Genomic DNA, 11,674 nt, shown 5'->3' with positions numbered 1-11,674 from the left:
GGTCTGATTGGTTGGATAGCACCCCAAGCATACCCGATCAGGGAACCAGTGATGATTTTAGCGTTCAAACGAGAAATGGTGACATACTGATCATGCGTCCGTCCGTTCCTTTGATCGCTCGTAGCTGCGAGAAGTCCAAATACAGCGGCCATTCGCTTTGGGTTGGGTTCTCTAACGCGATTGTGACGAGATGGTAGGCGTTGCCGTTACTGGCAGGCTGGGTCCGGTAACTCGTCACGCGCAGGGTGTACTGATTGATTTGAATGCGCTGGTTGACATAGTAATCACTCCCTAATCGCACATATGGGGTCGCGGTTGGCAGGGGTGTGGTGTAGATGCCTTCGGCGGTTGGCTCCGTGCCTGGCACGTAGGTCGCATTGGTCGGCGGTTCCGGCGTAGGCAGTGTCCCCGACTGGATGGTGGGAATCGGGCTGGGGGTCGGGCATTGCCAATTAGCGATAATCGTCGGTGGCTGGTCGTCGTCGCCGTAGGTCGGCGCACAAGCAAGCAGGGTCGCAAGGCTGACGATCAGCACCAGCGACCCCACGGCGCGGTCGTTCATACGGATGCTCCTGTTCGTTGGGCGAGAACTAATCGTCGGTCGGTTGCTTGTTTTTTTGGGGATTGGCTGAAGCGTTTGGTACCGCAACGCACTGATATTCAAGGATATACAGCGGCTCCTCATAGCAGTGCAATGGTGCTTTATAGCGTGCAACCCCAACGGGCTGTGCTCCGTGCTTCAACCGATAGCCCATTGCGTTCAGTTGCGTTTTGGTGCGTAATGTTATGCCAACGTGTTCAAGCAGGGAAACCCGCTCGTCTCGCTGGGCTGCTGACCATGAAAATCCATTGCCATCCAACCCATCGACCACATCGTTTAACATCCGTTGGATAGCTGCAATGCGTTCTTTGGCCGTATTTGGTGATGCCATACACCCTCTTCCATCAACATGGGGTTTACCCCTAATTCTCTGGGCGGGTTAAGAGGGTTGCAGGCAGAAAACCGCCGACATAGACCTCAAGGTTTTCATCGCGCTCAATTTCCATCCACGTCACCATCGCGACACCGTGTCCGGCAAACGCCAAGCGGGGATTGCGCGCAGCGCTGCGACGGGTTGCGCCAAACACACCCAAGGCGGGTTCGCTCACGGTCGTGGTCATGACAGGAAACCATGCGCCGCCCGCTGCGGGTCGGTAACTGTAGACCAGCGTCGAGGCGCTGCCATCGAGCAGACTCCAGATCGCCATGAGGTTGTCGGTCGCGGGTTCGTACAAGAGTTCGGGATGAAAGCCGCGTTGGCCCGTTGATTCGCTCGGATTTGGGTTGTCCTCCAACGCGGGGGTTGGCGCGGCGGGATCGGGGGTTGGCTCCGTTCCCTGCGCGGCGTGGGTGGCCAGTATTTCCGGCGCATCCCACGTTTGACCACCGTCACGCGAACAGGCCACAAAGAGGCCGCTTTTGCTGTATTGGCCCCAAGCGACGCAGGTTTGTGACTGGCCTGCTGCGTCGGTAAAGGCAATGAGGTCAATCCATGCCACGACCTGCGGCTGAAGCGGCAAGCCGCCAAGATTGAGCGGTCGTTCCACCCATGCGCCATTGCGTCCGTCTTGGGTCACGATGCGCACCGCCTCCCCAACCCCAATCGCCACGACCGTGCGGATCGTGCCATTGGGCAGCTGCGCCGTGGCAATATCACCATAGAGTTGTTTGGAATCGGCAATCAGCCACTCCTGCCATGTCCATGGGCCGCTGCCGTCACTGGCCCGCTGCGCATGCACGGCGTGATAACAATCAAAACAGCTATCCGCACTGATAAAGAACAGGTGCAGCTGGCCCGCTGCGTCAATGGTCAGCTGAAACATGCGCCCGCCTTGGCTACCGCTCGGCAGCGGGATTGGGTCGGGCACTGTCCACGTGCGACCAGCATCGGCGCTCGTCGTGATCACCACTTGGTTTCCTTGCGCAAAGACCACATGGATGCGGCCTTGCGGGTCAATGGCAATCGCGGGCGCGCCAGCCCCTTTCGTGACGGCTGCCGTGTTCACGCCAAGTCCGCGCCGCCATGTTTTGGTGTGCGGGTCTTGGACTTTGACCAACACGGTTGCCTCGGTCGGAAACTCGTTGAGCCAGTTTGCCCACACGACCGCCGCCCAGCCCTCAGTGGGGTGGATTGCGATGCTTGGGTCTTGGTCATAGCCTGGCATATTTGACAGGTTGAGCGGCGGTGTGTCCTTCCCCCCAGGCGGCGCGGCGGTGGGCCGTGTCCATGGGGTTGGGCTGGGTGTTGGTGATGGCGTGAGGGTCGGCGTGTTCGGGGCGGGGGTACAGACGGGCATGGTCGGCGCGGCGGTTGGACTGGCAGTCAGGGTGGGCAGCGGGGTTCCGGTTCCGCTCGGCGGTGGTGACAACATCACGGGTTCCGTCGCGGTTGGTGGGGGCTGCTCAACGCCATACGGCCAACAACCCAACGCCGCTGCGGTTCCCGCAAGTTGACTGGGCGCAAGACGGCCACAGCCAACCAAGGCCAGTACCACCAAGCCACTCCTGATTAATCGGTGTGGCATCGGCAGCCTCGTTTCGGCCACACCAGCAACCATACCAGCGCAAAGGCAACGGCGAGGGTGCTGGATTCGAGCGGCATCGTGCGGATCATGTCCACGACCGCTGGCCCGAAGAAACCTACGCCAACCCGCACGAGCGCGAGGCGGGCCATGGCTTCGATGAACTGTTGGCCAATCCGCCACTGTGCTGCCGTGCGCGCGATTAATGCCCAGCGTGCCCCCAATGCGGATGCTGCCAGCATCGTGCCCAGCACCAACCCGTTATCCAACCAGGCGAGCAGCGGATCAGCCTGAAGCCAGAACTCCCGTATGTCCGCAAACAGCAGCCCAAACCCAATGAGCAAGACATGGGCAGCATCGGTACGGGTGAGATACTGCCGAGCCTGCGCGCCAAACTGCACGATCCCCGTGCGGACATCCGCGACCAGCGCCAGAAGGCCATCACGGATCGCGCTCATCGCTCGGCTCCGAGTGGCTCGTGGGTTACGGCCACATCATCGGCAACCAGCTCGTGGCCTTCGCGTTGTTGGCCGCTGGTTTGATCCTCCCACTGGCGCACCTGCCAACGGCCTTTGATCACCACTTTGCAGCCCTTACTCACCCGCTGGGCCACGCGGTCGGCGGTGTTCCCCCAACAACTCACGGCCATGAAATTGACCTCCTCACGGCCTTCCCGTCCCTCGTTGCCTGGTATCCAGCGGTGATTCGCGATCCGAAACGTCGTCAACGAACTATTGCCCGTCGTCACCTTCACCTCTGGCTCGTTCACCACCCGTCCTTCCAACACGACCAAATTCACATCACTAGCCATGAGAAACACCTCCATACAAAAAAAGCCAATACAAAGTCCACCCTACTCAGCGAGCAGCATGGAACAGATTCAGGATGCAAAAAGACACAATAAAAAGGCTCCTGCAGGACGCAGGCAGCATGAGGGATTCAGGAATCAACCAGGCATCGTTACTCCGAGCGCTGGCGTTCCCCAAGCCACGCCCACCAGCTGATCAAACCAATGATCAGCATGGATGCAAGGCTTAGCAGCAGATTGGTTGCGGGATCGTCGCGACCAGACAGCAGCACAAGCGCCACCATCACGGCAAGCATGGTATAGACCCCACGAATGAAGGAACGAAGGCGCATAGGCAGCCCCTCGGATAGGTATCGCCGCAGCAGCACGACCATGATCAAGCGTTCGATCTGCGCCTCGGACTCGGCCACCATGGGCTGTCGCTCGCAATCATAGGCCATCACCTGCCGTCCCTGCAAGCGTGCATGCGCCAAGCACATGCTGAAAACCATTATGCATGGAATGGGAACATCAGAAACCAATAAAACAAGACCACCAGCACCACCAGCACCAGCACGATCAACACGCTTCGGAACCACGTCTGCGTCAGTACCGCTCTCCCGTGGAGAACACGAACGATATCGAGACCAATAAACCCCACAGCGAGCACCAAAACAAGACTCATAGGAACAATCGCGATGATCGCAATGTCGCGACGGATAACTTCAAGGGTGGGGAACACGGCATGCAAATCGCGGAAGCGCTGAACACACAGCGTCGCAATCCACCCTGCGGGAACCCCACCGAGACCCACAAGCAACAGACTTCGTTTGACGACCTGTTTCCACGGCTTCTGTTCCACTGGCACCTGATAGGATGGCGACATTGACAACTCCCTTCATGCATGAACATTTCGTGAAGCTATCATCCCATCGCCTCTGGTACAGAGCGTGTATCCAAAGCACCATCAGTCGGATCATGCAACACGATGCACTGCTGGCCTTGCATCGCACATCAACGCCGCAGCAGCGCAGCCGTCACCAAGCCCGTAATCTGTGCGTCGTAATCGGGCATCTGTCGCTGTCGTCGGCTATCAGCGGCGATCACCTGCCGTCCCTGCAATCGCGAGCGCTCCAAGACATCCCGAAGTGCAGGCGACAACGTTTGCCACCGTGCAGGCGCGATCCAGTCGGGGCAATCGGTCGTCGCGTCCTCCTGCTGATCGCCACCGCGTTGCGGTGGGGTGGATGGGGGTTCATCCGCAGCTGATTGGGATGTATCTGCTCCCGCGTCATCCGCACGACCAAACCGCGCGGTGAGCTTGGCAATCGCCGCGTCATGATTAGACCAGAAGTCGTCCGTTGGTCGCGCACCACGCTTGTCCAGGGCAACCTGCCAGCCATGATCCCGCGCATCACGGGCCATCGAGACCGTCCATGCGGCCAAGTCGCGCACGGCGGGCCGTGCTTGGCCATCGGCAATACAGGCGTTGATCAGGTCTAACGGCAGATCGGCCAATTCGACACAGGTCTGGGGCCGCACGTTCAATTCCCGTAACCGCTGGGCGCTCGGTGTTTCTGGAATTGACATAATGTTTCGGCGGCGGCGCGGCTGATTGGGACGATTGGGTTTTGCATCCCCGTCGTCGTTTTTCATTAATGGCTCTCCATTTTCTCTAAAAGATAACTCTCCACCACAGAGTGTTTTCTTTTGCATTTGTTTGGTTGTGTCTGTGGGGGTAGGGGGATTCTTTTTCGCTTTATTGCCTTTAATCCCTGTGACCAACGATCCTTTTTTCACAACCGCCGTTTTGCCCCGTTGGGCTGCGCTAAAACCGCTGTCCTGCGTCATCATTGGGCTAGCCAACTGCCTAGCCAACTGCCTAGCCAATTCCCCAGGCACAAAAAAAAGTGCGGGACGCAGATCGGTACTTGCGGGACGGGGTTGGACGGGCGGTTTCACGATGCCAACGCGGCGTGCGCCCTGCTCGCTTAGCTCCATTTTGGCCAAGGTTTCTTCCGTCGTCGGTACCGCCAAGGCTTCCGACTGGAAACACAAATCAAGTTGCTCCAAGGCAGGAGTGGCACTGACCGGATGGCTGGTGTGCTGCATGAGTAAATAGGTGCCAACATCGGCCAAGGTGAGGTGGGCACGCATGCCATAGCGTTCAATCAGCGCAGGCGCTTTGGCATGGGGAATCAAGCGTCCCATGTAATCGTCGAGCAATTTGCGATCAAGCCGCACGGTGCGCACCCGCCGCCGATTCAGCTGCGGATGCGTTTTCGACCAGAGACGGCCCTTAGTACTGATGCCCCACGCAGGGCAGTATTGCGTCTTGCGTCCGGCGTGCCGCGTCACCTGAATCCAGCCGCCGTCAACCAGACGCTTGATGGCGGCGCGAATCGACCCACGGCAGAGGGCAGGATCGTAGCGCTGAATATCCTGATCGCTCATGGCGACCGTGGCGGTGTCACTGGCGAGCCAGCGCCGCACAATCAGCGTAAAGAGTCCAATGGCGGTGGGTGAATCATACAGGGTGGCGAGCAGCTGGGTCGGAACCCAGAGATAATCAGAATCCGGGGCAGCCAACCACGGCGGTGTGCGCATGGCGGTGGCCCCACCAGAAGGGTGATGGGATGGCATACGGGTATAACGCTCCCTGCCATCTTTGCCGTGCTTGACATTCCTATGCAAGCATCGTATACTCAAAGACAGCAACAAACCTCCCAATGTTGGGAGTATCGATACAAGAGGAACGCGACAGCTTGGCGGCTAGAGACGCGTTCTTTCTTTTTTAGCTAGTTTTTCATTTCCCCGCTAGCTTCAGAGAGACACAACGGTGTCACGGTGGTATCTTTAAGTCTGGGTCGGATGACCTTCCTTGATTAATAAATAAACTGGTACACACTATACCACACGAGTGTACTACAGTGAACAGCGATCATGCAAGCAGAATCCTCCTTGGAATAGCCACTACCCCCTTGTTTTACTATTCCCTATTGTTTGGATAGTCCAAACTTTAAACTGCACCCAACTCAAAGTCGTATTAACATAAGCAATAGGACCTCTCAAACAGAACGACCTTCAGCGCGACGCTGCACGCCATGATGTCAGGATATTGAAGAGTTCTGAGTGATCGGGTACAATTAAGGCATCGATTGTTAAGGAGCTTTCCTGACGGTCAAAACGCGAGGAAGTCGCCAAGTTTCCTACGCCGGGCGGCTTCCTTCCTTAATGCAAAAGCCCTAAGGCTCAATACATACGAGATTCACTGGTAAAATTACCTGCTACCGACAGATATTCTGTTACGGTTTTTTTGTCTCTCGATGTATTGGCATTATATGCATTCCTATACTAATTGTCAAAGCATTCCCGAAAGGGCTAATCCGTGTATCCTACCTTTGCAGAGCTTATTGACCACCTTTTCCAGACTCATAAACGTCCTGACGGCAAAGAATACTCACTTACTGAAGTAAGTGAGGCACTTAATGGTGCCGTAGCACCATCATATTTATCTCGATTACGAAACGGAAAAATCAACAACCCAGGGCGGGAGACAATTATCGGACTTTGCCGATTCTTTAAGGTTACTCCAACATACTTCTTTCCTGAATTAGAAGATCTTGATCTTGAAAATAAGGAATACACAAGGGATATAACTATCATTTTCCGCGGTGATACCTTAGACCAAGAATCACGATTAAAGCTAAATGAGTTAATCGTTGCACTTAATCGTAGTCAATCAACACATCAATAAAATACCTCTCCTCATAATATTTACCTCATATCAGGCGATGTTTATACCAATATAAACTATAAAAAGTGTTCTTGGTACTAACTTTCGTTAGTACCAGTACTACTTTTATCCTATTACTATAAGCCTACTAATCTAGCTATATTAGCCTGTTTTCAGTTGCAATCACAACAGCATGGGTACGATCATTTGCAGCTAATTTACTCAGGATCGAACTCATATATTGTTTGATAGTTCCCTCTGTTAAAGAGACGTGTGCCGCAACTTGTCGATTTGATAATCCTTTGGCAACAAGCCTCAGAATAGCTTGCTCACGCGGGGTCAATGGATCGAGGATTTGTTGAAGGCCAGTTTGCTCTGGGGTTAAGAGCCTTGAGAGATGAGCAACTTGCTTGTCAAGCTGATCAGCAACCTCATGAGCGCCAGGTATATAACGTAGTTTTGAAACGAGGCGGGTAAGCTGATTCAGCGGTACATTAATCTGGGATATGCGCATTTTGCACCGTATTCCTGACTACAACCACTGCAACCACTCCCAACAGGTGAGTATGGTGCATAGAATTTGGTATAATTTCTTATATAATAAGAAACAAGTGGATTATAAGTTAGTAATTTCTTAGTGTCAATTTATAGCTTTTTTGACATATTTGAATTGAGGCGCTTTATGGGGACTGTTGCGGAATTAATCGATAATCTATTTCGCACTCATCGGAAACCTAATGGCCGTGAATATACCCATAAGGAAGTTTGCGAAGCCATTGGAACATTATCACCCTCACACTTATCAAAGCTTCGAAATGGAACTATTACCAATCCTGGGCGGGATGTTTTACTTTCACTTTGCCAATTTTTTCGGGTGCCATCTTCATTCTTCTTTCCCGAACTTGAAGCAATGCCAATCGCACAGCCTGATGATCATACCGCACAAACGCTGGCGCGCGCTTCAAAGGCAAGCCTTGCTGTTCGTCGCAAACTTGAGGCTCTTCTTGAGGCTGCGCTCGATGATGCGCTTGGAACCGTGGAGGAGGAGGGAGAATAATGGGTTTCAGTCGGCAAGATTTATCGCCGACGGTTACACATTCCTTGCGACGGCTGCTCCATGAACTAGGGGGAACATTTTCCCATGAACACTTACGTGGCTATATCGAGCGGTGGCGAGGAAAACCGTTGCGGTTAGAAGAAGATACCATGCCGCCAGGAATGACTGGCTATGCAATTGCGCTCCGCGATTGTGATCTGATTGCGACCCGTCGAGGATTAACAAAAACACAAAAGAAAATAACTCAACTTCACGAAATGGCCCATTTTATCAATGGCGATCTTCCGTTGTATTCTCATGGTGAGGCCACTGCTGGATACCGCCAATTTCTCCGACAACAGCAGCGCCACAACGATGTGACCTCGCGCCAACGTTTTTTTGATACCTTTGATGATATGGTCGAGCGTAATGCGGAAACACTTGCACGAATCTTAGCCAATATTATTACTGCTCACGCACAGAATGAAAGCCTTGTTTTATCCGATTTGCTTGAAGGAGATTAAGGTGTCGCTCCCACGGATTGTTCTTATTACGGTTGCACTCACTATTTTAGTGATTTACAGTATCAAATTACGGCGCAACGCCGAACGAATTAGTGGTAATGCTATTTTCAAATTCGTGCTTGGGGGGTTGCTCCTTCCGCTCCACCCTATGCTCCGCTCAGTCGATAATCATTCGTTGGTGATTGATGGGATCGCAACACTCTCTCAATATTACTCTATGGTGTTTGTACATCTTGGAGCCTTACAATTACGCCAGAACAAAGCCTATATCAGTATCACGAAAAATCGCTTGTTTCTTTGGGTTACAGCCATATCCGTGGTTATGATTGGATTAATTGCTATTGATGGTGCCAATTTCGCCTCATTTAGTGATAATGAACCCTTTAATCCTACACTCTGGTATTACCTCTTTTATGGTATCAATTATGGACTGATCTTCACAATTAGTCTTGCCATTCTCGTCACCTTTAATAACGAGACCTACACCCATAGCGAAGCAAAAAAAGCTATCTGGTGGTATCTTGGCCCACTCTGTATTGTCTTTCTTGCCTGTGGTATGGGAGCCATGTTTATTAATGTTCTGTTCAGTGCGGCAGGCAATACAACCTATAAAACAAATCTGAATGCACTCTATGACCTCTGCAAGCTCCTTTTTGCCGTCGCATTTGGTATTTTTGCCATTCTCCCATTGATCCCAAAAGCCTTGCTTAATAGACTTTTTCGGCCTATTGAGCAATTGATTGCAAAACGGATTTCAACCCATAATCGCTTAATCGCGCAGCTGCATCAAACCATTACGCCCTTGGTTCCAGGCGTTCGCTTTGATGGAACATTTCGAAGCCGTGATGATCAATTGACAGAAATTGCTGATTGTTGGTTGATGATCTGGACGCATACAGATCATACGGGGTATCGATCTGCCGCCAAAAAAGCACAACTATTAATGGAGCTTTCACACGAAAAAAGAGTCTTTACCGACTTCGGATTATTGGAACCTCCCATTATGCCCAGCGATGAAATTCGTGATAGTGTCTCGGTGGCCAAGCACTTGACGCGGGTAGGGCTATACGCATGAACAAGCAATCACCTATCACAACCAGTGCTGCACTCATTTCACGCATCTTGCATCCCTTGACCTTCGTGAATGTCGCTGCTTGGCTGGTTAACATGTCCCTCTATCACGACCCACTTCATGCATTGATCAATCCATTAATCTTGGTGGGCTGTTTAATACCAGGCATTGCCTATATGCGGGTGTCAAAACGTGTCAATAATGGTCAGTACAATCGTACCGTAGCCTTCAGCATGATTATGATCGGCTTTCTCACCGCGATTCTGATCTATTATGGAACAGGGCAACCATGGGTCATTATCCAAAATGCAGTGGTATCATTTGTGGTGATTATCGGGGTTATGGTCATTAATCGGCTCTGGTGGGATATTAGTTTTCATGCCACGATTCCGATGTGTTGTGTGGCCTTACTGATTCCTGTCTCGACTACCGCCACGCTCGTCAGTGCAGGCTGTGCCATGCTAGTGGGACTCTCACGGATTCCCTTAAAACAGCATACCCCTACACAAGTGGTGGCTGGCTGGATTGTGGGATTCTTTGGAACACTGTTGCTGATTACGCTCACCACCGTTGCTTAACGTATTGCACCAGCAGTCGAATTGATGTTGCAATCAATTCGGCTGCTGCCAAGGTGGAGACAAAAGGATGATATGATGGAGACGGTGTTAACCGAGGGCGAGTGGATGTTGCTGGACTTGCTGCTTGAAGCCGATCAGAGCCTCTTTGCTTGTGCCATGGCCGTGCGCGAAGCGGCGACCGATCTACCCGATCACACAGCCCTACACCTTCTTCCTGATCCACTGGTTCGGGAACAAACACTGGCAGCGCTGATGAACCTCTATCAGGCAGGGTTCATTGAACTGCTCCGTGGTACGTTGGCCCTTCGGCCTAATGGAACCATTGTGACAGGGCGAAAACGCGGTGTGCCGCGCATGGAAACACTCCGACTGCTGTTGAACGAACACACCTGGCACCGCGACCATGGGGTATGCACCCGCGTTGCGCTAGTCCTTGCGCCAACCCTCACGGGGATCCGCTATGCAGGGCTTGCCAATGCATTGGAAGCGTGAACTGAGTGGGCATCTATAGCATGCTGGTTTATAGGATAGGATTAGAGAACAAACAATGGCCAATCGCGCACGCCCCACGTGGAAGCCCTCAACGCCTTCGCGCTCGCTGCGATGCTGATGGCCGACCCTACATCCCACGATACATGATACCCGTTGCCAAGGCCGATACCGGATACATTTCGCGATGAGGGATGAACGAATGCACGACCATACGCTTGATGACCTTCTCCACCAACTGGATCACGCTGATCTCTCGGTGCGGATGAATGCTGTTTTTATCCTTGGGGAACAGCGCGCACGGGAAGCGGTACCCATGTTGATCGCGCTGCTTGACAACGCGAATACCATAAAAAGCCCCATGCATGTGGAGGATTTTCAGGTCCTATCGCTGGCAAGCAGTGCGGCAATTGCGCTTGGAAAAATTGGCGATCCCCGGGCCATTCCGTCCCTCATAGCTGCCTATGAACAGGGGATGTTTTCTGCGCTCAAGGGTCTGGCGTACTTTCCCGATGATGTGGCGTTTATGGTGCTGCTCCGCGCATTTGAACAGGCGCAACATCCCCATGTGGCAACACTCTTGGGCAGACGGGGCGATCGGCGGGCTGTCCCAGCATTAATTGTGGCGATGGATAATCCTCAAATAGTAGTTCGCTTTTATACGGTACGCGCCTTAGGGCGCTTGGGCGATTTGCGGGCCATTGCGGCGCTTGAAGCGGCACGTGACGACCAACGGATTATCAAGCACAACAAAACGATTGCGCAGGCCGTGCAGACCGCCCTCGCACAGATTCAGGGGTGGTATAACGAAAGTGGTGCAAAATTAACGAGAGCCAGGTGGACTATACTTGGAAATGCAACAGACCAAGGAAAGGACCACCATGACTCCC

General features: G+C 53.0%; 16 protein-coding genes. 7 read left to right on the top strand and 9 right to left on the bottom strand.

Features of this window, described 5'->3' with window-relative positions:
* Positions 1 to 64: 64 nt before the first annotated feature.
* The 8 genes from JOD20_RS25860 to JOD20_RS25825 all read right to left on the bottom strand — a co-directional run bounded on the left by JOD20_RS25860 (position 65) and on the right by JOD20_RS25825 (position 5,956).
* Entirely contained in the window at positions 65 to 562 is a 498-nt protein-coding gene (locus tag JOD20_RS25860; RefSeq protein WP_204758056.1) for a hypothetical protein, read from the bottom strand.
* Positions 563 to 590: 28 nt separating this feature from the next.
* Positions 591 to 932 carry a hypothetical protein gene (locus JOD20_RS25855; protein WP_204758055.1) on the bottom strand — a complete coding sequence of 114 codons (342 nt, stop codon included), beginning with the start codon at positions 930 to 932 and terminating at the stop codon, positions 591 to 593.
* A 31-nt stretch (positions 933 to 963) separates the two neighbouring features.
* On the bottom strand, positions 964 to 2,565 hold the full coding sequence (locus JOD20_RS25850; RefSeq protein ID WP_204758054.1) for a sialidase/neuraminidase family protein: 1,602 nt from the start codon (positions 2,563 to 2,565) through the stop codon (positions 964 to 966).
* Complete coding sequence (locus tag JOD20_RS25845) at positions 2,550 to 3,020, bottom strand: hypothetical protein (RefSeq protein WP_204758053.1); 471 nt, start codon at positions 3,018 to 3,020, stop codon at positions 2,550 to 2,552. Before JOD20_RS25845 ends, JOD20_RS25850 begins: the two co-directional genes overlap by 16 nt.
* The gene (locus tag JOD20_RS25840) at positions 3,017 to 3,373 is read right to left on the bottom strand and encodes a single-stranded DNA-binding protein (protein WP_204758052.1); all 357 of its coding nucleotides are present in this window, start codon (positions 3,371 to 3,373) and stop codon (positions 3,017 to 3,019) included. The genes JOD20_RS25845 and JOD20_RS25840 overlap by 4 nt, the downstream gene beginning before the upstream one ends.
* 149 nt (positions 3,374 to 3,522) lie before the next feature.
* Positions 3,523 to 3,810, bottom strand: coding sequence for a hypothetical protein (locus tag JOD20_RS25835; RefSeq protein ID WP_204758051.1), 288 nt, complete (start codon positions 3,808 to 3,810; stop codon positions 3,523 to 3,525).
* A 50-nt stretch (positions 3,811 to 3,860) separates the two neighbouring features.
* A complete protein-coding gene (locus JOD20_RS25830; RefSeq protein ID WP_204758050.1) occupies positions 3,861 to 4,235 on the bottom strand; it encodes a hypothetical protein in 375 nt (124 codons plus the stop codon).
* A 128-nt stretch (positions 4,236 to 4,363) separates the two neighbouring features.
* Positions 4,364 to 5,956 (bottom strand): hypothetical protein, encoded by a 1,593-nt coding sequence (locus JOD20_RS25825; protein WP_239584090.1) that lies wholly within the window; start codon positions 5,954 to 5,956, stop codon positions 4,364 to 4,366.
* Positions 5,957 to 6,737: 781 nt separating this feature from the next.
* Between JOD20_RS25825 and JOD20_RS25820 the strand changes: the two genes are divergently transcribed.
* Positions 6,738 to 7,106 carry a helix-turn-helix domain-containing protein gene (locus JOD20_RS25820; RefSeq protein ID WP_204758048.1) on the top strand — a complete coding sequence of 123 codons (369 nt, stop codon included), beginning with the start codon at positions 6,738 to 6,740 and terminating at the stop codon, positions 7,104 to 7,106.
* Positions 7,107 to 7,242: 136 nt separating this feature from the next.
* On the opposite strand, the gene JOD20_RS25815 is transcribed toward JOD20_RS25820, so the two are convergent.
* The gene (locus tag JOD20_RS25815; RefSeq protein ID WP_204758047.1) at positions 7,243 to 7,599 is read right to left on the bottom strand and encodes a response regulator transcription factor; all 357 of its coding nucleotides are present in this window, start codon (positions 7,597 to 7,599) and stop codon (positions 7,243 to 7,245) included.
* Between the two features lie 168 nt (positions 7,600 to 7,767).
* On the opposite strand from JOD20_RS25815, the gene JOD20_RS25810 reads away from it, so the two are divergent.
* From JOD20_RS25810 to JOD20_RS25785, 6 genes are all read left to right on the top strand, one after another.
* Entirely contained in the window at positions 7,768 to 8,142 is a 375-nt protein-coding gene (locus JOD20_RS25810; RefSeq protein ID WP_204758046.1) for a helix-turn-helix domain-containing protein, read from the top strand.
* Positions 8,142 to 8,645, top strand: coding sequence for a hypothetical protein (locus JOD20_RS25805; protein WP_204758045.1), 504 nt, complete (start codon positions 8,142 to 8,144; stop codon positions 8,643 to 8,645). The genes JOD20_RS25810 and JOD20_RS25805 overlap by 1 nt, the downstream gene beginning before the upstream one ends.
* Position 8,646: 1 nt before the next feature.
* Positions 8,647 to 9,720, top strand: coding sequence for a hypothetical protein (locus tag JOD20_RS25800; RefSeq protein ID WP_204758044.1), 1,074 nt, complete (start codon positions 8,647 to 8,649; stop codon positions 9,718 to 9,720).
* Entirely contained in the window at positions 9,717 to 10,295 is a 579-nt protein-coding gene (locus JOD20_RS25795; protein ID WP_204758043.1) for a phosphatase PAP2 family protein, read from the top strand. The genes JOD20_RS25800 and JOD20_RS25795 overlap by 4 nt, the downstream gene beginning before the upstream one ends.
* Positions 10,296 to 10,367: 72 nt before the next feature.
* A complete protein-coding gene (locus JOD20_RS25790) occupies positions 10,368 to 10,787 on the top strand; it encodes a hypothetical protein (RefSeq protein ID WP_204758042.1) in 420 nt (139 codons plus the stop codon).
* Between the two features lie 199 nt (positions 10,788 to 10,986).
* Positions 10,987 to 11,674, top strand: a 688-nt coding sequence (locus JOD20_RS25785) for a HEAT repeat domain-containing protein (RefSeq protein ID WP_204758041.1), incomplete at its 3' end; no start/stop codon positions are given.

The organism is Herpetosiphon giganteus, from assembly GCF_016907925.1.
Taxonomy (GTDB): Bacteria; Chloroflexota; Chloroflexia; order Chloroflexales; family Herpetosiphonaceae; genus Herpetosiphon; species Herpetosiphon giganteus.
The sequence above is the reverse complement of the archived record's forward strand: the minus strand, read 5'-3'. Positions and strand labels throughout refer to the sequence as shown.